Annotated in this window: 20 protein-coding genes; 10 read left to right on the forward strand and 10 right to left on the reverse strand. The window is 70.2% G+C overall.

From position 1 onward, the window contains the following. The first annotated feature begins 120 nt into the window (after positions 1 to 120). A complete protein-coding gene (locus ASE25_RS09580; RefSeq protein ID WP_157623374.1) occupies positions 121 to 483 on the forward strand; it encodes a hypothetical protein in 363 nt (120 codons plus the stop codon). Positions 484 to 566: 83 nt separating this feature from the next. Here the strand turns inward: ASE25_RS09580 and ASE25_RS09585 are convergent, their stop codons facing one another. Together ASE25_RS09585 and ASE25_RS09590 are read right to left on the reverse strand one after the other, a co-directional pair. Beyond that, positions 567 to 1223 (reverse strand): alpha/beta hydrolase, encoded by a 657-nt coding sequence (locus tag ASE25_RS09585; RefSeq protein ID WP_056825012.1) that lies wholly within the window; start codon positions 1221 to 1223, stop codon positions 567 to 569. Between the two features lie 17 nt (positions 1224 to 1240). Next, a complete protein-coding gene (locus ASE25_RS09590; RefSeq protein ID WP_056772809.1) occupies positions 1241 to 1816 on the reverse strand; it encodes an NADPH-dependent F420 reductase in 576 nt (191 codons plus the stop codon). 203 nt (positions 1817 to 2019) lie between these two features. Here ASE25_RS09590 and ASE25_RS09595 point away from each other — a divergent pair, with 203 nt between their 5' ends. Continuing rightward, the gene (locus ASE25_RS09595; protein WP_056825712.1) at positions 2020 to 2442 is read left to right on the forward strand and encodes a MarR family winged helix-turn-helix transcriptional regulator; all 423 of its coding nucleotides are present in this window, start codon (positions 2020 to 2022) and stop codon (positions 2440 to 2442) included. Between the two features lie 140 nt (positions 2443 to 2582). On the opposite strand, the gene ASE25_RS09600 is transcribed toward ASE25_RS09595, so the two are convergent. After that, positions 2583 to 3794 carry an amidohydrolase gene (locus ASE25_RS09600; RefSeq protein WP_056825014.1) on the reverse strand — a complete coding sequence of 404 codons (1212 nt, stop codon included), beginning with the start codon at positions 3792 to 3794 and terminating at the stop codon, positions 2583 to 2585. A gap of 430 nt (positions 3795 to 4224) precedes the next feature. Between ASE25_RS09600 and ASE25_RS09605 the strand changes: the two genes are divergently transcribed. Then, entirely contained in the window at positions 4225 to 4746 is a 522-nt protein-coding gene (locus tag ASE25_RS09605) for a hypothetical protein (RefSeq protein WP_156415459.1), read from the forward strand. 656 nt (positions 4747 to 5402) lie between these two features. On the opposite strand, the gene ASE25_RS23640 is transcribed toward ASE25_RS09605, so the two are convergent. From ASE25_RS23640 to ASE25_RS22335, 6 genes are all read right to left on the reverse strand, one after another. Further along, positions 5403 to 5525 carry a hypothetical protein gene (locus tag ASE25_RS23640; RefSeq protein WP_255358395.1) on the reverse strand — a complete coding sequence of 41 codons (123 nt, stop codon included), beginning with the start codon at positions 5523 to 5525 and terminating at the stop codon, positions 5403 to 5405. Between the two features lie 52 nt (positions 5526 to 5577). Beyond that, complete coding sequence (locus tag ASE25_RS09610; RefSeq protein WP_082622789.1) at positions 5578 to 6672, reverse strand: cation diffusion facilitator family transporter; 1095 nt, start codon at positions 6670 to 6672, stop codon at positions 5578 to 5580. Further along, a complete protein-coding gene (locus ASE25_RS09615; protein ID WP_056825016.1) occupies positions 6669 to 7055 on the reverse strand; it encodes a metalloregulator ArsR/SmtB family transcription factor in 387 nt (128 codons plus the stop codon). The genes ASE25_RS09610 and ASE25_RS09615 overlap by 4 nt, the downstream gene beginning before the upstream one ends. Positions 7056 to 7131: 76 nt before the next feature. After that, positions 7132 to 7866: a GAF and ANTAR domain-containing protein gene (locus ASE25_RS09620; protein WP_056825017.1), complete on the reverse strand. Its 735-nt coding sequence runs from the start codon at positions 7864 to 7866 to the stop codon at positions 7132 to 7134. 64 nt (positions 7867 to 7930) lie between these two features. Next, positions 7931 to 8695 (reverse strand): GAF and ANTAR domain-containing protein, encoded by a 765-nt coding sequence (locus tag ASE25_RS09625; RefSeq protein ID WP_157623375.1) that lies wholly within the window; start codon positions 8693 to 8695, stop codon positions 7931 to 7933. Between the two features lie 433 nt (positions 8696 to 9128). Then, the gene (locus tag ASE25_RS22335) at positions 9129 to 9440 is read right to left on the reverse strand and encodes an N-acetyltransferase (protein ID WP_082622791.1); all 312 of its coding nucleotides are present in this window, start codon (positions 9438 to 9440) and stop codon (positions 9129 to 9131) included. Between the two features lie 323 nt (positions 9441 to 9763). Here ASE25_RS22335 and serA point away from each other — a divergent pair, with 323 nt between their 5' ends. From serA to ASE25_RS23795, 7 genes are all read left to right on the forward strand, one after another. Beyond that, the gene (gene serA, locus ASE25_RS09630; protein WP_056825021.1) at positions 9764 to 10966 is read left to right on the forward strand and encodes a phosphoglycerate dehydrogenase; all 1203 of its coding nucleotides are present in this window, start codon (positions 9764 to 9766) and stop codon (positions 10964 to 10966) included. Positions 10967 to 11162: 196 nt separating this feature from the next. Further along, complete coding sequence (locus tag ASE25_RS09635) at positions 11163 to 11834, forward strand: response regulator transcription factor (RefSeq protein WP_157623376.1); 672 nt, start codon at positions 11163 to 11165, stop codon at positions 11832 to 11834. 29 nt (positions 11835 to 11863) lie between these two features. Further along, positions 11864 to 13180 (forward strand): sensor histidine kinase, encoded by a 1317-nt coding sequence (locus ASE25_RS09640; RefSeq protein WP_082622843.1) that lies wholly within the window; start codon positions 11864 to 11866, stop codon positions 13178 to 13180. A 534-nt stretch (positions 13181 to 13714) separates the two neighbouring features. Beyond that, positions 13715 to 14746 (forward strand): BTAD domain-containing putative transcriptional regulator, encoded by a 1032-nt coding sequence (locus ASE25_RS09645; RefSeq protein WP_056825026.1) that lies wholly within the window; start codon positions 13715 to 13717, stop codon positions 14744 to 14746. Between the two features lie 1462 nt (positions 14747 to 16208). Further along, the coding region (locus tag ASE25_RS09650) for a peroxidase family protein (protein ID WP_369793480.1) at positions 16209 to 19927 on the forward strand (3719 nt) is incomplete at its 3' end. Positions 19928 to 19986: 59 nt separating this feature from the next. Then, on the forward strand, positions 19987 to 20306 hold a 320-nt coding region (locus ASE25_RS23455), incomplete at its 3' end, for a fibronectin type III domain-containing protein (protein WP_235508659.1). Positions 20307 to 20430: 124 nt separating this feature from the next. Continuing rightward, the gene (locus ASE25_RS23795; protein WP_369793481.1) at positions 20431 to 20757 is read left to right on the forward strand and encodes a fibronectin type III domain-containing protein; all 327 of its coding nucleotides are present in this window, start codon (positions 20431 to 20433) and stop codon (positions 20755 to 20757) included. 230 nt (positions 20758 to 20987) lie between these two features. Here the strand turns inward: ASE25_RS23795 and ASE25_RS09655 are convergent, their stop codons facing one another. Then, a complete protein-coding gene (locus ASE25_RS09655; RefSeq protein ID WP_056825029.1) occupies positions 20988 to 22739 on the reverse strand; it encodes a copper resistance protein CopC in 1752 nt (583 codons plus the stop codon). Between the last annotated feature and the right edge of the window lie 22 nt (positions 22740 to 22761).

Below are 22761 nucleotides of genomic sequence, written 5' to 3' on the forward strand. Positions count from 1 at the left end.
GATCCCGCCAGTCTTCGAGGCCTACTGCACCTTGACAGTGCCGTCCCGTCTCGTCCGAATCTAGTCCGCAAAGTCCGCAACGTCTCCGAGCAGGGCCCTGTCGAGCCATCGCACCCAACAGTGCCAAAAGCGCGTTTGCGCAGGTCAGAGGCTTGGGACCCCACGCGCAGCACGAAGCGATGGGGCCGTTTCAATCACCGGCGTATCGGCCGACTCATCAGGTACAGCGACCGCATCGGCGAGATCACCGGCTACGCCATCTGGGCCCCGGCCTACCGACCCGAATTCGAGGTCGACGCCGGGGCCGCCGCCCAAGCACTGGACGTCGTCATCGGATCAGATCCGAGCGGTCTCTGCGCCATCTCCCCGGGCACGTTCCCTGGCTCGGCGCACGGCGAATGGGGCATCTGGGTGCCCGAGCAACTGCACCCAGCGTTCGAGACCGAGCTGGCGAAACACGGGCACGACGTCGTGGACGGCTGACACTGAGGGAGCCCATCTGCGGTTGGGCGTCCAGGGGCACGCAAGCCGCGCCTCGACGTGGAGGGTGGGCGCGCCGCCGTGGCTCACTCCGAAGGGGCTTCGGAGGGGTCATCCATCAGGGTGACCAGCCAGTCACCCAGGGCCGCCAGCGTCTCCTGGGTGATGGTGTGGCCCCCCGCTTCACGCCGGGAGACGACCACAGCGCCGGACTCGCCGTGGAGGTAGGCCCACGTGCGGTCGAGGAGGTCCCTCGGGATCACGAAGTCCTGGTCACCCTGCGCGACGAAGATCTGTGTCCCGTCGAGGCCGTGTGCGGTCACGGGTACCCCGGCCTCGAAGGGCAGCGTCCCGAGGAGGATCGCTGCCCCCGCGTACCGGCGCGGGTCGGACAGGACGAGACCGCAGGCGAAGGCGGCCCCGCCGCTGAACCCGACGAGGACGACCGGGCGGCCTTCCCGCGCGACGGAGTCCAGCCACGCGGTGAACCAGGTGAGGGTCTCGGAAAGCGACTCCGCCACGGGCCGGCCGATCCCGCGGTTGGCGAACCAGGCGAAGCCTCCGCCCTCCACGATCGGTGCCGGGACCGCGGCGTAGGTGGGACCGGTGGGTAGGTGGGGCACCAGCGAGAGGATCGAGGACTCGTCCGAGCCTCGTCCGTGCAGGAGCACGACGAGCGGTGCGTCCGGGTCTGCGGAGCCTGTGGTCACCGCGACGGGACGGCCGAACTGGGTGGAAGGCATCGTCTGTCGGAGGTGGGTCAGGCGATGACGGCGAAGCCGGCCGACCAGGAGACCTTCTCGCTCGCTGCGAGGGAGATCTGGAGGAAGCCGAGGGCCTCGAGCTCGCGGGCGCGGGCCAGTGAGCCGGCGTCGATCGCCTTGAGGCCACCAGCGGCGATCGCGTCGGAGAGCTCGGACTTCGCGTCGGCGTCATCGCCGGCGATGAGAACGGTCGTCGTGTTCGGCCCGACGACACCCGAGGCCAACGTGCCAGCGAAGGTCGTGTTGAACGCCTTGAGCACCGTTGACCGGGGGAGTGCCCGTGCGATCTCGGCGGTCGCGGAGCTGTCTGCCGGGACGACGAGGGAGTCGAACGTCTCGAAGTTCACCGGGTTGGTGATGTCCACGACCGTCTTGCCCGCGAGGCTCTCGCCACGCTCGGCGACGATGGCCGGCACCGCGGCGTAGGGCACCGCGAGGACGACGATGTCGCCGGTGACGGTCGTGGAGCCGTCGCTCTGGCCGAGCAGCTGTACGGAGTGGCCGCCCTTGCCGAACACGCCGGCGATGGCCTGACCCATGTTGCCGGTCCCGATGATGCTGATGTGCGCCATGGCTGTCTCCTGCAGTGATTGATTGATGCTTCAACCAAGATGACAGTGATTACTTGATGTGTCAAGTAATCGGCTATGCTCGGTTCATGCGATCCCCATCGAGCTCCGAGGCCCAAAGCAGCCTCCTGCCCTCCGAGGGGCCCCTCTCGACGGGTTCATGGCTCGACCCCGAACAGCTCGTGGCCTGGAAGCGCCTCGTCGCCATGGTCGAGATGATTCCGGGAGTGCTAGATGCTCAGCTGCGGCGTGACTCGGGGCTCACGCACTTCGAGTACTTCGTCCTCGCCATGCTGTCCGAGGCGCCCAGCTGGACCCTGCGCATGACCGCCCTGGCCCAGCAGACCAACGCGTCCCTCACGCGTCTGTCGCACGTCGTACGACGACTTGAGGAACGTGGGCTCGTGACGCGGTTTCCCTGCCCCGAGGACGGCCGCGCCACGAACGCGCGGCTCACCGACGACGGCCACCAGGTGCTCGTCGCTGCGGCGCCGGGGCACGTCTCCACCGTGCGTGAGCACGTCATCGACGCCCTGACTCCCGAGCAGGTCTCGCAGCTGTCCGAGATCGCTGGTGCGATCCTTCGTCGCCTCGACCCTGCCGGCCGGCTGGCCATCGCGGCCGGTTGAAGAGCCTGGACCACGCGCCATCTCGTGGAGAGCGACTGAGCCAGGGGGCTCTGCGTCAGGCGCTGCTCTCGACGACGGGAGCCGGCTCACTCGGTGTACGGCTGCTCCCTCTGGGCCGCGGAAGCCTTGGTTCAGCCGGGCTACTTCGCGAGATAGGTCAGGGCCGCGACGACGAGCGCAGACGTGCCCGTGTCGAGCGTGGGCTGGATCAAGGGTGCGAAGTAGGGGGAGTGGTTCGGTGGCGCTGCGGAGGCGTCGGCGAACCCACCGACGCCCCAGTAGGCATACGGCGTCCCGAAGGCGTCCGGGATCCGGCTGAAGTCCTCACTGGCCGTCACCCGGCCGAGGTCGACCACCCGGTCGGCGAAGTGCTGCTCGAAGGCGCTGCGCACCCTCGCACCGACCCGGTCGTCGTTGCTCGTGAGGGGGTACTGGTCGTAGTAGTCGAACGTCGGTGCCTGCGGGGATCCGGTAGCGTCGCACTCCGCCCGCACGATGCGTTCGATCGCCGCAAGCACCTGAGCGCGGACGTCGTCGTCGTACGTGCGGACGTTGAGCAGCAGCACGGCTCGGTCGGCGATGACGTTGCTCTTCGTGCCGGCGACGCTGCTTCCGACCGTCACGACGGCGAACTCTCCGGGTCTGGTCTCACGGGCCACGATGGTCTGCAGCCTGACCACGATGGATGCGGCGAGCACGACGGGGTCGACGCTCAGGTGTGGCATCGAGCCGTGTGAGCCGACCCCGGAGACGGTGATCCTGATGCTGTCGCCTGCTGACATCACGGGACCGATGGTCGTTGCGACGGTCCCGGCCGGGAGGTCCAGGACGTGCTGGGCGAAAGCGACGTCGGGTCGTGGGACACGTCCGGTCAAGCCGGCATCGAGCATTCCTTGCGCGCCCGAGGCCGTCTCCTCGGCCGGCTGGAACAGGGCGATGAAAGTGCCGTGCCACAGGTCGCGTCGACTCGCGAGCAGCTGGGCAGCACCGAGGAGGCAGGTGACGTGGACGTCGTGTCCGCAGGCGTGTGAGACCCCGACCGTTGCTCCGGTCTCGTCCGTGGCTTTGGCCGTGGACGCATACGGCAGGCCGGTCAGCTCGGTGACCGGCAGCGCGTCCATGTCGGCCCGGCACAGCACCGTCTGTCCGGACCCGTTCGGCAGCACGCCGACCACGCCACCACCGAGCTCGTGGATCTCGAAGCCCCACCCGGTGAGCCGCTGGGCGACGGCCGCGGCTGTCTCGGACTCGCGTCCGCTGAGCTCCGGATGGGCATGCAGGTCGCGGTAGAAGTCCTCTTGCCAGGCACGCGTGTGGTGCATCCCGGCCAGCACCTCGTCGGCGGATGTCATTCGGCGTCACCCCTCATGGACTTCGAAGTGCCGGTCCCACGGCGAGGTGACCGTACCCACCCACGCTGTGAGATGGCTCCGAGGGCCACTCGCCCGCTGTGAGTGGCCGCTGTCTCCGACGGTTCCGCAGACCCCTGGGCGCGGGTACGTCCTCGGTCCGGCCATGACTTCATCCCTCCGCGGCACGGGAACTGATCGTCCTCGGGACATGACCAGCGCCATGCGCCACCGACCGCTAAATCCCTTGACCCATAGGGGAATCCACGGGCGGGAGTCCCGTCCGGGCGGCTCTGACCGCCTCGGCGCCTACGTGCTCGGAAGAGCCGAAAACAGAGCTTCCCGAGTCATTGACAGCCGACTATGCCGTCGAAAGGATGACCTCGTCGCCGCGCCCGGTCAGGGCGTCGGGACAACAAGACGGGGAGAATCTGTGGACGTTATCAGTGGTTCACGTAAGGGCCTGATGGCCAAGGGGCTCACCCTGCTGCTCGCGGTTCCCGCGGCAGCCGTGGTGACGGCTCCGTCCAGCTACGCCGCCTGTGCGGAGGTCGGCAATGTCTACTACACGACGACTCAGTCGCCCACCTACCGCGGCGACTCGGACACCCGGACGTACGGGCGGAGTGGCGGCACCCTGACCATCGCTCTGGGCGAGTCGGTGACCACAGGGGGTTCCATCACCGGAACCACGTCGGCAGAGGCGGGCGTCATCTTCGCGAAGGCAAGCGTGTCGGTGGGCGTCACCATCAAGAAGGACTGGACGAGTTCGGTGACCCGTTCGTACTCCTGGAAGGTCCCCTCGACGCAGTCGACCGGCTGGATCGAGGCGGGGCACCACGCATACAAGGTCAGCTACACGAAGAAGACCCTCATCGCTCCGTGCACCCTCCGCACCGACAAGACCGGGACGATCGTGGGCAACACCAGCGCCATCGAGTTCACCCACTCCTGAGTCGTCTCGGTGGTCCAGACACACATCATCACTGCAGCCCCGGCCGGACCGACCGGGGCTGCAGTGCCCTCGTCACGACCCGAGCGAGGACGGTCACGGCGCGGGGGATACCTCTCGGTTCTCGTGGCTGTCCTCGTCGCCTCTACCGCGGCGTGCTCGACCAGCCCGACGCCGGCCACGGGCAACGGACCGGCTCGCGCTTCCGTCGGGGCAACGAGCGTTGCCCCGAGTTCGAGCGGTGCGTCGACCCCCGGCACGCCGGCCGTCGCTGCGGCGCCTACTGACCCGATGAATGATCTGAGGGACAAACATGGGCCCGCGGTGGGCCCCAGTCCGCTGTTGTCCGAGCGCGGGACGACGACGGCGACGTACTCGTTGAAGGCGCCACCGGGCTCCGAAGCCTTCGTCTCAGTGAGCTGTCCGGGTCCGGGTCGATACACCGTCACCGGTGACGACGAGGTCCTCATCAGCAGCGTGTGCGCAGGAGCAGCCGCAGCAGACATCAGACTGCCGCTCGCGAGCATCGGCACAACGCTCTCTGTACAAGCTCCGGGACCCTTCTGGCTGGTCATCGCACCTGTCGCCTGATGTGCCTCGGACGCACTTTCGCTGCTCGGCAAGGACCCACACCCTGCGTGAGGGTCCGTCGGCCGACACTACGAACGCGGCTGCACCGACACCGGACCGGCGTCGGCGGACATGACGCGCTCCTCGAACCATTGCAGGGTCAGCAGAAGACCGAAACCCAGGACGGGCGCAGTCAGGGCCAGGGCAATCACGGCGAGCTCCTCGCATAGGGAAGTCGTGCCGACACGCCGCCCCGCCGACGCATCACACTGGTTTGTCACCTACCCGGAACAGCCCCGTCTGCGACGCACGTTCTCGTGACCCGCCCTCCTGGTGCGCCGGGTAGGCGTGGACCACTGCCGTCGTGAGCCTGGCCGTGGTGCGCACGAGCTCGGCCTCGGCGCGGTGAGCGACGGCGTGGGCAGCGACCAGGCTCGTCGTCGCCTCGACGTCGAGCTCGGCCTCCGCGTGGATCTCGTGGCCGATCCACCGCATCCGCACGCTGCGCACTGCGGTCACGCCCGGTACGCGGGAGAGGGTGTGCTCGGCCGACTCGACGAGCGAGGGGTCGATCCCGTCCATGAGCCGACGGAGGACGTCTCGGGCCGCGGTGCGCAGCACCAGGACGATGGCGACGGTGATGACCAGGCCGATGACGGGGTCGGCCCAGTTCCAGCCGACCGCGACCCCACCTGCGCCCACGAGCACCGCGAGGGAGGTGAAGCCATCGGTCCGCGCGTGGTGGCCGTCGGCCACGAGGGCCGCCGAGCCGATGGCCCGGCCCTCGCGGATGCGGAAGAGCGCGACGGTCTCGTTGCCGATGAAGCCGACGAGTCCCGCCACGGCGACCCATCCCACGTTGTCGACCGGCGCCGGGTGCAGGAGGCGGTCGACGGCCTCCCATCCGGCGAGCACGGCCGACAGGGCGATCATGGCGATGACGAAGAGTCCGGCGAGGTCCTCGGCGCGGCCGTAGCCGTACGTGTAACGGCGGGTGGCGGCGCGCCGGCCGAGCACGAAGGCGATCCAGAGCGGCACCGCGGTGAGCGCGTCGCTGAAGTTGTGGATCGTGTCGGCGAGCAGCGCCACCGACCCGGAGACATAGACGACGCCCAGCTGCGCGAACGCGGTGACGCCGAGGACGACGAGGCTGATCTTCACCGCGCGGATGCCGCGGGCGCTCGACTCCAGGGCCGAGTCGATGGAGTCCGCCGCGTCGTGCGAGTGCGGGGTGACCGCGTGGCGCAGCCGAGCCCACGGGCTCGCGTGCCCATGGGAGTGCCCAGGGTGCGGTCGGGCGCCGTGCCGGTCGTGTTGGTGGTCGTGGTCGTGCTCGTGGTCATGGGGAGACGTGTTCACCGGGACTGCTCGTTCCTGCCGATCGGGGTGATGCTCGGGCCGGCCGACCGGTGGTGTGCGGGGACGCCGTCCGACGCGTGCTCGGCGTGGTGGATCGCGTCACGGACGAGGCTCGCCACGTGGTCGTTCTCGACCCGGTAGAAGACCTGGTTCCCCTCGCGCCGGGTGCGCACCATGCGAGCCATCCTCAGCTTGGCGAGATGCTGCGAGACCGAGGGCGCCGCCTTGCCGAGAGCCTCGGCGAGCTCGTTCACCGGACGCTCGACGTCGCGCAGCGCCCAGAGCAGCCGGATCCGCGTGCCATCGGCGAGCATCCGGAAGACCTCGACGGCCAGCTCGACCTGGTCGTCGGGTAGCGCATCAGTCTGCCTATCTGCATCCATACGCAGATTGTAACGCTGCCTCCACGGACCGGGACGGGGGAGGGCCGACAGGCGCGCGCGGGGGTCGGCCCACCGTTCACCTCGGGGGTCTGGTGAGCGTGGGGTGCCGGTCGGGCTCGTTGACGACCTCGGTCGCGACGGCGCTCAGACCGAGGCCCGCGCCTCGTGCGTACGAGCGCAGGAGGGAGAAGGCGTCGTCGACGCCGATGCCGTGGATGCGCGAGAGGATGCCCTTGGCCTGCTCGATGCTGATCCGGCTGACCAGGGCGTACTGCAGCTGCTCGGTGAGGACGCCGCTGGCCCGGATGGAGCGCTCCTGCAGGATGCCGATCGTGGCGATGTCGGCGACGGCCTGGACGACGCGTACGTCCGCGTCCTCGAGGGGATGCGCGTGGACGCTGAGCAGAGTCAGTGCACCGATCGCGGTGCCCTGGTGCCGCAGCGGCAGCGCGTGCACCGACTGGTAGCCCAGGGAGGTGGCGAGCCTCGCGAACGCCGGCCACCGGCGGTGTGCCTCGGTGTCACGCAGGTCGGTGTTGACCACGGGCCCACCGGTGTGGAAGCAGTCCTGGCACGGACCGCTCTCGCTCTGGACGGCAAGCGCCTCGAGCAGCCGGACCGACTGCTCGGAGGCCGCCACGAACTGGAGTCGCCCGGTCGGGTCGCCCAGGACGATCCCGGCCGCGCTGGCCGCGCTGATCGTCGCTGCCTTCTCGGCGACGAGCTCGAGGAACTCGATGATGTCGAAGTCGGCGACGAGGGTGTCGGCGACGGCCACGAAGACGTCGGTGAGCTTGTCAAGGGCGATCACGGGCGGTCAGCTCCTTTCGGCAGGTGCGCGTGTGGGCACATGGTCCGCAGACGCTGTCGAGGCGTCATGGGTGCTCCCCGGGATCGTGAGGAGGATGGTCCCGCTGCAGATGGAGTATGCCGTCGATGACGTCCCGGGCCACGGCAGCGATGTCCTGGCCGGCCGCGAAGGCGTGTCCGCGCAGGCGTGCCATCGCCTCGGCGGGCTTCACCCCCAGGTCGACCATGACCATCCCCTGCGCCTGGTAGACCTCCATGCGGTGGGCGAGGACGTCGTCCAGCCCCTCCGGAGCCCGGCCCTCGGAGGCCCCAGCCTGCTCCTGGAGCAGCAGCCGGAGGGCGACCTCGGCGAAGCCGTGGCCCGACGCCAGCGCCTCGGCGGAGAGCGGACCGGGCTGCCTGCGGTAGATGTCGAGCACCCCCACCCGCGCCGAGCCGATCTGCAAGGGAAAGGCGAACACCGCGCCGACTCCGAGCTCGGCCGCGCGCGGGCCGTAGATCGGCCAGCGGTGCGACCCGGCTCCCACGAGGTCGGGCTCGAGCATCGGCCGGCGCGAGGCATGGGCGTCCAGACAGGGACCCTCGCCCAAGGTGAACTGCAGCTCCTCGAGACTGCGGCTACGAGGACCCGCCGCGGCGGCGATCCCGGCCGACCCGTGTCCCTCACCGACCAGGGTGATGCCTGATCCCGACGCCGGGAGGTGACGCACCAAGGCGGCGCACAGCCGGGTCAAGGTGCTCACGAGTCCGTCGGCTCCCGCCGGGAGAGGCTCGTCGGCGAGCTGCAGCAGGATCCGAGCCACTGCTGGGTCCGGCCGGGACGTCGTCACGGGCAACCTCGGTTCTGGGGCATGAGCCACAAGCCCGCCGCCGAGGTCCGGGGTCGACCGGCCTGAGATGGCTCCACCCTACGCCTCGTCCGCCGGACGACCGTCGTCCTGACGAGGCAGGAAGGCGCAGCCCGCTCGGGTGGGGTGAGCGGGCCGCGCCGGGTGCACCAGCAGCAGGGGGGTTGCTGCTGGGGCGTGGGCGCGCCCGCCGAGACAGGGGAGCATCGACGGGCGCGCGAGAGTGAGAGTGCCACAGCAGGCTGAGCGAATCCTGCACGCCACGCCGACGGGAAAAGCGCGTCATGATCCGGGCTCTCGATCGTCTTCCTGATGCCGACGGTTCACCCCGCGTTGCCGACGTCAGGGGTCCCGGGTCTGCTCATGGAGGGGTGCCTGGGACCCCATCCCTCGCAGGGGCCGGGCCATCGCGACGTCAGGTGCGCAGCTCCATCCGGCGCTCCGGCGGCTCATCGATCGGCCACCCCTCCGGGACTCCGGTGTCGACGAACCCGGCCCGTTCGTACGCCGTCCGCGCCCGGACGTTGTCGTTGCGGACCATGAGATAGGTCGACATCCCCTGGGCCGCAGCCCAGTCCGCCACCGCGCGGATGAGGTGACCCGCCAGTCCGGGGCATCGACCCAGTCGGCGTACCGCGAGCCGAAGGCTTCCGGTGACTCGGACAACGACGAGCCGCGCCGATCGGAACCGCTCCCAGTCGTCTGCTCCGATGCGCGTGATCTCCACGCGGCGAACCTAGCAAGTGCGCCGGCGCCCACGCGGTCATGGCGTATGCGTGGCGCTGGCTCCGGGGTGACGGCCCGTCACCTCGTCGCTCGAGCCCAGTCGCAGAAGCCCGTTCCGGTCTTGCGCCCGAGTCCTCGGGACTGGCGACTCCCTCCTCCACCATGCGCATGGCCTCGAGGTTTCCAACTGGTGGCCACGTGAGCCCGACCGGAGCATGCGTGACACCATCGGGTCGGTCGACCCCGGTGTGGCAGGCGCGCTCGAGCCGCAGCCCACCGACCCGCTAGCACCACAAACCGTCCTGCCCGGACAAGGAGGCGCCCGTGAAGGTCCTGCTGCTGGAGAACGTGCACCCCGTCGCCGTCGAAGCCTTTCGAAGCAACGGCCACGACGTCGAGGTCCGGTCCGGGTCCCTCACCGAGGGCGAGCTCATCGACGCTCTGGTCGGAGTCTCGCTGCTGGGGATCCGGTCCAACACGAAGGTCACCCAGCGGGTGCTCGCAGCGGCCGACGACCTCCGCGCCGTCGGGTGCTTCTGCATCGGGACCAACCAGGTCGACCTCACCGCGGCAGCCGCGCACGGTGTCCCGGTCTTCAACGCCCCCTTCTCGAACACGAGGAGCGTCGTCGAGCTGGTCATCGGCGAGATGCTCGCCCTCGCCCGTCGTCTGCCCGAGAAGACCCAGCGCATGCACGACGGGATCTGGGACAAGTCCGCGCGCGGGAGCCACGAGACGCGTGGTCAGACCCTCGGGATCGTCGGCTACGGCAACATCGGCACCCAGCTGTCCAACGTCGCCGAGGCCATCGGCCTCCACGTCGTCTTCTACGACACCGCGGACCGACTGGCGCACGGGAACGCCCGGCGCCTGAGCTCGCTGGAGCAGCTGCTCGCCGAGTCCGACATCGTCAGCCTCCACGTCGACGGTCGACCCGGCAACGCAGGCCTCTTCGGCGACGAGCAGTTCTCGCTCATGAAGCCCGGCTCGGTGTTCATCAACGCCTCGCGCGGCATGGTGGTCGACGACCAGGCGCTGCGCGCGCACATCCTCTCCGGTCACCTCTCCGGTGCGGCCATCGACGTGTTCCCGTCCGAGCCCAAGGCCCAGGGCGACCCGTTCGAGTCGCCGCTGCGAGGTCTCGACAACGTCATCCTCACCCCGCACGTGGGTGGCTCGACCCAGGAGGCGCAGGAGGAGATCGGGTCCTTCGTCGCGGCCAAGCTGCTCGGGTTCGTGCAGTCCGGTGTCACCTCGCTGTCGGTGAACCTGCCCGAGGTGTCGGCGCCGCCGGCCGACGGCGGCGGCTTCCGGGCCGGCTACCTCCACCACAACGTGCGCGGGGTGCTGGCGTCGATCAACCAGACGCTCTCCGAGGCAGGTGCCAACATCACCGGGCAGTCGCTCTCGACCCGCGGTGAGCTCGGCTACGTCATCACCGACACCGACGTGGCCCTGTCGGACGAGACCCTGGAGCGGCTGCGGCAGCTCGAGGAGACCGTCTGGCTCCGGACCTGGGCGACCTGACGGACGGCTCCGCGCCGGGGCCACAGAGCTCGGTGACTCCGGCATCCGCAGAGACAGAACGAACTACCGTCCCAAGTGCCCGAATCGTCCCGGTCTGAGCCTCTGACCTGCGGATTCGTGAGACGCGGGGCCCCGCCGTCCGCATAATTTCTCAGTGAGGGGCTCGGGGGAGCCCGGAACGTGGGGGGTGGGGACGATGAGCGTGACACTGGGAGTGGGGCCCCGGGTGGGGGTAGTCGAGGACTACGTCCGCGTGCTCGTGGTGGACGACCACCAGGCCGTGGCGTCGGCGATGGCGCTGGCGATCGGCCTGCAGGCCGGGCTCGAGTGCATCGGATCGGCGAACTGCGCTTCAGAGGCGCGCGCGTCCGTCGCCGCGCTGCGTCCCGACGTCATCGTCATGGACGTCAACCTCGGTGACGGGGACGGCATCGAGCTCTCTGCCGAGCTCATCCGTGAGGACCCGCGACTGCGTGTCGTCGTGCTCACGGCCGACGTCGACCAGACCCTGCTGCGCCGCGCGGCCGATGCGGGCGCGAGTGCCCTGCTGCTCAAGGACGGCACGCTCACCGAGCTCTTCGAGGCGTTGCGCGGCTGCAAGGGAGACGGGTTCGTCGTGCATCCGCGGGTCCTGCGTGACCTCCTGCGCTGCCCACCTGTCTCGAACCACACGCCGCTGACGGTCCGGGAGACCGAGGTGCTGATGCACCTCTCGGAAGGACACAACGTCGCGACGATCTCCGGACGTCTGGGGATCACGCGCCTCACGTGCCGTGGCTACGTGAAGAACATCATGGTCAAGCTCAACGCGCACTCGCAGCTCGAGGCGGTCGTGACGGCTCGACGGTTCGGACTGATCGGCTCCTGACCGTGCGCCTGCGACCCCGAGGGTGGTCGATGGGGGACTCTCGCACCGTCCGCGGCCGAGCCGTTCGACGCTTCCTGCTGTGGAGCCTCATCGCGTTGACGGCGTGCGCCGGCGGCGTGAGCCTGGCCGTCAAGGCGGCAGCCCGTGACATCGCGGTCCGTGACGCCAGCACGCACGGGATCTCCTTCGCGCGCGACGTCGTCGCGCCGCTCATCAGTGCAGCCGTCCGCCGAGGTGACCCCGGCTCCGACCGCATCCTCGACGCCGTCGTGGGCAGCCCACTGCGTGACGACTCCCTGGTGCGGATCAAGGTCTGGGGCGTGGGCGGTCAGGTCATCTGGTCCGATGTGCATGAGCTGCACGGCGAGACCTTCACCCTCGAGCCCGAGGAGGTCGCGCTCTTCGGGACCACCTCGTCGGTGGCGACCCTCTCGGACCTCTCGAAGGAGGAGAACGAGCACGAGCAGGGGTACGACGAGCTCCTCGAGGTGTATGCCGGGGCCGTCGACTCCGAGGGCAAGCCGATCCTCGTCGAGTCGTACTGGAACAGCGACCGGATCGTCCGCGACGAGATCGTCATCTCGACCCGCATCCTGCCCCTGGCGATCGGCGCCCTCGTCCTGTTCATCCTGACGGTGATCCCGTTGGCCCTCTCCCTGGCCCGGCGCGTCGACCAGGCCCAGGCAGAACGGTCGTCACTGCTGCGCCACGCGCTGGCCGCCTCCGACGTGGAGCGCCGCAAGATCTCGCGCGAGCTGCACGACGGGCTCATCCAGGACCTGACGAGCCTCGGCTACTCGCTGCCCGCTGTCGCGGCGGAGCTCCCGGCCCAGTCGACCTCGGCCCGCGGGGTGCTCGAGTCGGTGGGCCGTCGGCTCCAGAGTGACATCGCCTCGCTGCGAGGGCTGCTCACCGACCTCTACCCGGTCGGTCTGGCCCGCGAGGGGCTCGAGGCCGCCGTCGAGCAGCTCGCGCAGCCCGTCCGTGCCGAGGGGGTCGACGTCACGATCGACGTCGACGGACGCCTCAAGGAGATCTCGGCCGAGTCCACCCAGTTCGCCTACCACGTCGTGCGGGAAGGCCTGCGCAACGTCGTGAAGCACGCCCACGCCCGGACCGTGTCCGTCGTCGCCACGGTCGACGGCAGCGACGTCGTGGTGACGGTCGACGACGACGGGGTGGGTGGCCCCTTCCCGGCGCCGGCGAAAGGCCACCTCGGACTGCGCCTGCTGCAGGACGACGTCGCCGACATCGGCGGCGAGGTCAGCCTGAGCGCCCTGCCGGGTGGGGGATCGCGTCTGCGAGCCCGCTTTCCCCAGAGGTTCGCCTGGTCCTGGGCACCCTGAGGGCGTACGCCCCCGGGTCGCGGGCTGCCGGTCGAGGTGCACCCCCCAAATAGGGGGTTGACGGCACCCCCAAGAAGGGTCGCGCGCGGCCCCCTCTTCGGCACTGTTGTGGCACAAGGGTGCTCAGCACCATGGATGCATGGGGAAAGAGCAGTTCGGGTGGGGGCACCGACAGGGGAGCGGACGACGTCGACGTGTCGCGGACGACACGTCGTCGATCCGGCGGCGGTGCGCGTGCCGACCCGATCTCGCGAGGGAGTGCCCAACCATCACCGAGGAGTCGGTGCCGTCGTCGGCGGTCGCCGTTCTCCTGTTCGTGACCGCGGGCGCGCCCGCGGTCAGAGTCGTGACTCTCACGGCAGACGGCGTTGCGACGACAGACGGCTCGAACTCCCCCGTCCGTCCCGGGCGTGCCGGTCACGTCACGCACTGCGCCGATGCAACCCCCTCGTGGGAGTCCCGCGGCGGCCGGTCAGGTCGGCGGTGTGGCCGTCGGCCTGACCGTGCCGCTGTCACCGTCGACGAGGCGCGGACATGAGCATCCACGTGGCGCGCACCGTCACGGTGGCGCCGACCGGCCGACGTCCGGGCACGGCCGCGGTGCAGGTCAACCTGCTCGGCGGCCTGCACGTGCGCGTCGGAACTACTGTCCTCGGACCGCGTCAGCTCGGCGGCGTCAAGCCCCGCCACCTGCTCATCGCGCTCGCGGTCGCCCGCGGCGTCCCGGTGTCGAAGGAGGCGCTGGTCTCGATCCTGTGGGGCGACGACCGGCCCACGGCGGCGACGGCGACCCTCGAGTCCTACGTGTGCGTGCTGCGCAAGCACCTCCAGGTCCCGGGCGCACCCCGGCAGGGGACGATCATGACCCGCGCCGGGTGCTACTCGCTGGACCTGGACCAGGTCGACCTCGACGTCGCGACGCTGGCCCGTGACGTCGGACGAGTCCTGCACCCGAGCGTCCGACCCGAGGTGGCACTGCCCTTGCTGCGCCGGACCCTTGCCGTCGCCAGGACCCCATTGCTGCCAGACGAGGCGAGCGCCCTCTGGCTGGACGCGGCGCGCGCAGAGCACGAGCGGATGACGAGCGAGTGGCTCGTCGCCGCGGCCGAGAAGGTCGTGGACCTCGCGCCCGGCGACGCGACCCGCTGGGCCCGTCAGGCCATCGAGGCCGACCCGCTCGACGAGGGTGCCTGGTACGCCTACCTGCACAGCAAGGACGTGTCCGGGCACCATGCAGAGGGCCTCCGGGCGTATGCCCGGTGCCGCAGGGTGTTCGCCGACGAGCTCGGGTGTGCGCCCGGGCCGCGGCTGCAGGAGATGTACGGGCGGTTGCTCGGAGGTCCCGACGCGGACGACTCCGAGCTCGAGGGCCTCATCGATGCCGTCGTCCGCCTTCACCGGGTCTCTCGCGGCGGGTTCGCCGTCGGGGACGTCCCCGACTCCGGCCCCGACTCCGGGACCGGCAGGCGGGGCCCGGCCGCCGACGAGGCCCGACGCACGCTCGCCGCACTCGTGCGGTGCGCGTCCTCGGCGCCATCACGACCGATCCGTTCGGCCAGCGCATGACGCCCGGGAGCCCCGGGCGGCAGCGCTCTCCGGGAGTCACGCCGAGCCGGCACGCGGTGCCGACACGGCGCACTTCCAACCCGTTCCACACGCACTCATCGGGTCTGCACAGGACCACGTCGGGGACACCAACAACAACTCACGAGGCAGGTGTGCAATGAAACGCTCAACCGGCAAGTCTCCCGGGCGGATTCACGCCCGGATCTTTGACGTGGACGCTCGTCGGTCCGCGCACCGGGCGGGGCCGCAGTCACTAGCGGTCCGGTTCCGGTGGGTGGCGGCGAGCGTCGCGTTCGTCGTGCCCTTCGCCATGGTCGTGCCGCTTGCGGTCACGTCCGCGCAGGCAGCGCCCGCACCCGCGGGCAACGGCTTCGTGGTGACGGCCTCCGACATCGCCTACATCCTCAAGCAGATCAAGATCGCCGAGGCGCACTCGGCGACGCAAACCCCGGCGAACCGCTGCGGCACTCTGGTCGGCCCGGGTGTCGACCAGGTCCCCGACCGGCTCACCTCGTACGGTCTTCGCACCGTCGACGGCTCGTGCAACAACCTCTTCACCAACCGGGAGACGTTCGCGGCGGCCGACCAGCCCTTCCCGCGGTTGACGACCCCCGACTTCCGGGCGGCCGAGACCAACCCGTCCCTGTTCGGGCCGCCGGTGGCGTCCTCCTACGCCCAGAAGAAGGGCAACGTCTTCGACACCCAGCCGCGCTTGGTCAGCAACCTCATCGTCGACCAGACCTCGACCAACCCTGCCGCCATCCAGGCAGCAGAGTTCCCGCTGCGGGCCCAGGGCGGCAACAAGGTGATCGCCTGCACGACCGACCCCACCCCGGCAGTCCCCCTCGGGGTGCCGGCGAACTGTGTGCCTTCGCACAAGACGCTCTTCATCGAGAACGTCACGACGGACGTCGGGCTCTCCCCGCCGTTCAACTCGATCTTCACGTTCTTCGGCCAGTTCTTCGACCACGGAGTCGACCAGACGGTCAAGGGCGGCGGCAACGTCTTCGTGCCGCTGCGTGCCGACGACCCGCTCCTCACGGTGGGTCCGGACGGCATCGCCGGCAACGGTGACGAGGTCCCGGCGAACCAGGCCTTCATGGTGCTCACCCGCGCCCAGAACCAGCCCGGACCCGACGGGATCCTCGGCGACAACCCGGCAACGCCGGCGGACGAGTCGGCGGATGACGTCCAGAACGCCAACAACACCGACAGCCCCTGGGTCGACCAGTCCCAGACGTACACCTCGCACAGCTCGCACCAGGTCTTCCTCCGCGAGTACACGAACGTCGGTGGACGGCCCGTCTCCAACGGCCGCTTCCTCGATGGTGGACCGGTCGGCGAGGCCTACCCGGGCTCGCCCGACGGCAGCGGCGGTCTCGCCACGTGGGCCGGCATCAAGAAGCAGACGGCCGACCTGCTGGGCATGCGCCTGGTCGACAAGGACGTCTTGAACATCCCGATGGTCGCCGCCGACCCCTACGGCAACTTCCTGCCGGGTCCGGCCCGAGGGCTGCCGCAGTACGTGACGACCACCGGTCTCGTCGAGGGCTGCCGCGCCGCGACCGTCGGATGCACGGGACCCGTCCCGGTGCCGGCCAACGTGCTGCACTTCGACACGCCGTTCCTCACGGACATCGCGCACAATGCCGAGCCCACGGGTGCACTGACGCCCGACACGGACACCGTCCCCTCGGCCGACTTCGCGAACCAGCCCGCCGGCACCTACGACGACGAGCTGCTCAACTCGCACTTCATCTGCGGTGACGGCCGGTGCAACGAGAACATCGCCCTGTCGTCCATCCACCAGGTCTTCCACTCGGAGCACAACCGCCTGGTCGACGACATCACCAACACGCTGAACAACAACCCGTCCCTGCTCGCTGACTACCTGGCCCCGCACACCGTGGGTACGGCAAACATCAGCTACGGGTTCGGCGGTCGCCTGTTCCAGGCCGCGCGCTTCGTCACGGAGATGGAGTACCAGCACCTGGTGTTCGAGGAGTTCGCACGCAAGGTGCAGCCGGGCGTCCGGCCGTTCCACGTCTACTCGCCCGACATCAACCCCGCCATCCAGGCGGAGTTCGCCCACGCGGTCTACCGTTTCGGGCACTCCATGCTCGATGACCAGGTGGCGCGCACGACGACAGACGCGGCGGGGGTCAAGACCGACAACTCGCTGCCGCTGCTGACCGCCTTCCTCAACCCGCCGGAGCTGTTCGCCAAGACGCACGGGGCGAGTCCGACGTTCTACACCGCGCAGGAGGGCGCGGGGGCCATCTTCATGGGCTCCTCCGACCAGGCCGGCAACGAGATCGACGAGTTCGTCACCGAGACCCTGCGCAACAACCTGCTCGGTCTCCCGCTCGACCTGCCGACCATCAACATGGCGCGTGCCAGGGACGCGGGCATCCCGCGGCTCAACGACCTGCGCCGACAGATCAACGCGCAGACCAATGACGGCCAGCTGGCGCCCTACACCGACTGGACCGACTTCGGGCAGCACCTGAAGCACCCCGAGTCGCTGGTCAACTTCGTGGCCGCCTACGGTCTGCACCCGTCGATCACCGGCGCCACGACTGCAGCCGCCAAGCGTGCGGCAGCACGTGCGATCGTCAACCCCGCCGTCGGGGACGTCCCGCCGGCAGACGCGGGCGACTTCATGTTCGGCACCGGCGCCTGGGCCAACGCAGGCGGACGCACCGTCACGGGCGTCGACGACATCGACCTGTGGGTCGGTGGCCTCGCCGAGATGACCAACCTCTTCGGAGGCCTGCTCGGCTCGACCTTCAACTACGTCTTCCAGACGCAGCTCGAGAGCCTGCAGGACGGCGACCGCTTCTACTACCTGCTCCGGACTCCCGGGATGAACCTCCGCACCCAGCTGGAGGGCAATTCCTTCTCCGAGATGATCCAGCGCAACACCGAGGGGACGAACACGCTCAAGGCCGACGCCTTCGCCACGGCTGACTGCAAGTTCCAGATGTCGTTCCTCAACAACCCGCTGAACGCGCCGAACACGCTGGTGCGCGCAGCGACTCCCGACGTGCCGGCAAGCCTGACGGGCCCCGGAACGGTCAAGGACGACCCGAGCACGGCCGACTGCGACGAGAACCTCTTGCTGCTGAAGAAGGCCGACGGCGCTATCGCCTACCGTCAGATCAACACCGTCGACCCGTCCGGCATCAACGGACAGTCGGTCTACAACGGCACCGCCGCCGTGGACCGGATCATCGGTGGCAACGACAACGACACCTTCTGGGGTGGCCTCGGCAACGACGTCATCGAGGGCAACGGCGGAGACGACGTGGCGCTCGGCGGCGAGGGTGACGACATCCTCACCGACCTCGGTGGTGCCGACGTTCCCAAGGGTGGTCCCGGCGACGACGCCATCGACGCCGGCATCGGCGACGACATCCCGATGGGCAACGAGGGTCAGGACTTCATCAACGGTGGAGCCAACGACAACGAGACCTTCGCGGGCCCCGGCAATGACTTCGTCATCGCCGGCCAGGGCGCCGACGCCGTCTTCGGAGACGGTGGCGACGACTGGATCGAGGGCGGCTCGGGGCAGGACCTGCTCCAGGGCGACCACGGTGCACCGTTCTTCGACGACCCGGCTCAGACCGCACCCGGCAACGACGTCTTCGTCGGCCAGGTCGGCGAGAACGACTACGACGCCGAGGGCGGAGACGACCTCATGTCGCAGAACGCGGCCGTCGACCGCAACGCTGGCGCCGGCGGCTTCGACTGGGCCTTCCACCAGTACGACACCGTGGGCGGTGACGACGACATGGAGATCAACAACAACCTCGTCGGCGTCCCGATCCAGCTCGTCGTGAACCGCGACCGTTGGCAGGAGACCGAGGCCGACTCGGGCTCGAACTTCAACGACGTCATCAAGGGTCACGAGGTCGCTCCGTCGACCTTGGGCGGTGCCGGGTTCACCGGGTGCAACGCACTCGACCCGACCGGTGTCGCACGCATCGGCGGACTCAACCGCCTGGTCTCGACCTTCCCGAGCCAGCTGGCACCCATCGTCGCGGCCTCCGCCGCCGGCTACTGCCCACTCACCGGACAGGCCGGCACGGTTGCCGGAACCGGGACGGTCTGGGCCGAGGGCGACATCCTGCTCGGTGGCGGTGGCAGTGACACCATCACCGGTCGGGGCGCCGATGACATCATCGACGGCGACCACGCCCTGTCCGTGCGGATCAGCTACCGCACCAACCCGGCTGACCCCACCACCCAGACGGGCACGACGGACCTGATGGAGAACAAGGCGGTGCCCGCGACCACCACGAACCCGTGGGGAACCGGCACCACCGGCATGACGCTCCAGCAGGCGGTCTTCGCCGGACTGGCCGACCCGGGCAACCTGGTCGCGGTCCGTGAGATCACGGGCATGGGCACCACAGCAGCCACCGGCGCCGCAGGTGACTGCGCCCTCGGAGCTGCCGCGGTCAACTGTGACGTCGCCGTCTTCACCGGGACGCTGGCGTCCTACACGATCACGCCGAACGCCAACGGCAGCATCACCGTCGACAGCAACGGCGGAGCCGACGGCATCGACACCGTGTGGAACGTCGAGCGCCTGCAGTTCAGCGACGCGTCCCTGCCTGTGGCAGTGCCCGCCGCGCCCAGCATCACGAGCCTGGTCGCAGGCAACGCCTCGGTGACGGTCAACTTCACCGGGCCTGCCACCGCGACGAGCTTCACGATCCGGGTCTTCACCGGGACGAACACCACCGTCGCTCCGGTCCAGACCATCACCGGGATCTCGCGCACCGCGACCTCCCGCCTCGTCACCGGTCTCACCAACGGCACGCTCTACACCTTCCAGGTGGCCGCGGTGAACCAGTTCGGCACCGGTCCGTCGGCATCGGGGACCGCGACACCTGTCGCCCCGACCGCACCGGCTGCCCCGACGATCGGCACGGCCACACCGGGCAACGCCTCGGCCACCGTCCGATGGACTGCGGGAACCAACGGAGGCTCGCCCATCACCGGGTTCTCCGTGCGGGTGGTCAACGCTGCTGGAACCCAGGTGGGTGCCCTTCGCCCAGCGGGTGCAGCGGCGACCAGCCTGGTCGTCACGGGGCTGACCAACGGGACGGCGTACCGTTTCCAGGTCGCTGCGGTGAACGCCGTCGGCACGAGCGCCTTCTCGGCTCTGTCGATNCAGCCTGGTCGTCACGGGGCTGACCAACGGGACGGCGTACCGTTTCCAGGTCGCTGCGGTGAACGCCGTCGGCACGAGCGCCTTCTCGGCTCTGTCGAACTCGGTCACGCCGGCGACCGCACCGGCTGCCCCGACGATCGGCACGCCCACCCGGGGCAACGCCTCGGCCACCGTCCGGTGGACTGCGGGAACCAACGGAGGCTCGCCCATCACCGGGTTCTCCGTGCGGGTGGTCAACGCTGCTGGAGCCCAGGTGGGTGCCCTTCGCCCAGCGGGTGCGGCGGCGACCAGCCTGGTCGTCACGGGGCTGACCAACGGGACGGCGTACCGTTTCCAGGTCGCTGCGGTGAACGCCGTCGGCACGAGCGCCTTCTCGGCNCCAGCGGGTGCGGCGGCGACCAGCCTGGTCGTCACGGGGCTGACCAACGGGACGGCGTACCGTTTCCAGGTCGCTGCGGTGAACGCCGTCGGCACGAGCGCCTTCTCGGCTCTGTCGATCGCGGTGACGCCGGCAACCGTTCCCGGCGCTCCCGTCATCGGGACCGCCACGGCCGGAGTCGCCGGTGGTGCGATCAACGCGACAGCGCGGTGGACGCCTCCGGCAGCGACTGGTGGTTCGGTCATCACCGGCTACCGGGTCTCGGCGCTGCGCATGAGTGCAGCGGGAGCGGTCCTCGCGACCACCGTCTCAGCGGTGCAGCCGAGCACGGCCCGGTCGCTCGTGATGACACTGCCGGTCGCCGGTAACTACCGGTTCACCGTCCAGGCCGTCAACGCGGTGGGAGGCGGGGCCCAGTCGGCCCGGTCGAACCTCGTGGCCGGCCGGTAGTCCGGTAAGCAAGCAGGAGGGTGGTGGCCCCGCAGGGGTCACCACCCTCCGTCGTGTGGGGGCGTGAGTGGTCCACGCGATGTCGTGCCGCCGGCACGGCCGACGCCGCGACTGCCCACCGAGGGCGTATGCCGTCCGCCGGGCTCCCGGTGCCGGTGCCGGTGCCCGTGCCGGTGCCGGGGGGCAGGTCGGTGCCGGTCGGTGCCGGTCAGGCGCTGGGGCGCCGGGCCTCAGGCGTCGGCCGCGATGGGCACGGTGAAGACGACCGTGGTCGGTGATCCCGAGGTCGGGGTGAGCACCAGACGGACCGACCACGGGCCGACGTCGTCGAAGGTGAGGCCGACCTCGGTCGCACCGTCGGCACCGGACCCGTCCGGGCTCACGGGGAGCCGGACGGCCGCCGCGGTGGCCCCGGGACGGCTGACCGACCCGGTTACGGACGAGATGACGCGGCGTCCACCGGGCGCCGCGACCGTCACGAGGGCGATCGTGTCGCCGACCCGGGGGCGCGGCAGCTGCACCGACACCGTCGCGCCGTCGGCCGTGATCACCCGGCTCCACGGTTCGACGTAGTCCGAGCGGGCGGGGATGATGACGACGAGCGCCGTCGTGAGGCCGAGCACGACTGCGGCGGTGAGCGTCTCGCCGGCGAGCCCCGCCCGCAGGCCCCTGGCCCCGACGGCTGCCGCCGGGACCGTGGACGCCGGAGCCCCGGCCTCTGCTCGAGAAGGCGTTGGTATGCGGTGTCGCTCGACCCACACCCGCGCGCTGTTGCCGAGGGCGACGAGGACGAGCACGCCGCCGACCTTCGCGAGGAGCACGCGTCCGTAGGCGGTCGGCGTCAGGGCCGAGACGGTACCCACCTCGGACCAGGCCAGCAGGACTCCGGTGACCACGAGCGTCGCGACGCTCGCGAGGGCCACCGAGGAGAAACGGGGGAGCGCCCGGCCGAGGGCCGCCTGCTGCTCGGGCTCCCCGGACCCGACGAGCAGGCCGACGAGGCCACCGAGCCAGACGACCATGGCGAGCAGGTGCACGACGTTGAGCGCCACGGTGGGCGCGGGGTGGGTCGTGGCCGCGGAGTGCCCGGCCAGCGGCCACGTCACGGCGAGAGCGAGGGTCACGGCGACGGCGGCGGACCGCAGGCCGAGCAGGAGGCGCCCCGTCGCACGCGGCCCGAAGCTCAGGGCGGCCACGAGCAGCGCGACGAGGGCGACGAGGAGGAAGGCCCGCACCGAGTGGACCGTGTCGAAGGTCCGGGAGTGGGTGTCGAGGGAGCCGGGGTCGGCCCAGAGCGCACTGAACGGCTCGCCGCTGGCATAGACACCCTGCACGACCATGCTCCCCACGGTGGCCGCAGCGAGCAGGCCCGCACCGATGCCGAGGAGGCGACGGGTCCGGGGTGACGAGAGCCCCTCGGGCCACAGCCACAGGACCATGAGCAGCAGGCCGGGGGCGAGGACCATCCCGGCGTACCCGAGCCAGCGCAGGGGGCCCAGCACAGCTCCCGCGAGGTCGTTGTGGCTGTCGTCCGGTGGAGTCCCCTGGACCGGGGTCGGGGCGCCGACGGAGAAGCGGAACGACCCGGTCACGGGATGGGTGTCGGCCGAGCTCGCCTGCCACACCACGACATACGTGCCCTTGGTCAGTCCGGGTCGCAGCGGGACCCGGAGCGAGTCCGACGTGCCCTCGACGGCGAGGACCTGACCCTGGTCGACGCGTTCGTAGTGGTCGTCGTAGACGTGCGCTGCCCCGTCCGCGGCCGCCACGGGCTCGGCGAACCGCAGCGTCACCGCCGTCGGCGCCGTGGCGACGACCGAGCCGGCCGACGGGTCCGAGGACCGGAGGCGCGTGTGGGCGCCGGCCGGGCCGGACGTGACGAGGACGACGGCAAGGGTCAGGAGGGCGACGAGCGCTCCGCGCCGACGTCGTCCCGGGCTCCCTCCGAGGCCCCCGCGCGAGCGGGGCCTGCCCAGCGTCATGGTCCGAGAGTAGGACGGGAAC

Origin of the sequence: Terrabacter sp. Root85 (assembly GCF_001429185.1) — a bacterium.
In the GTDB taxonomy this organism is placed as follows: Bacteria; Actinomycetota; Actinomycetes; order Actinomycetales; family Dermatophilaceae; genus Terrabacter.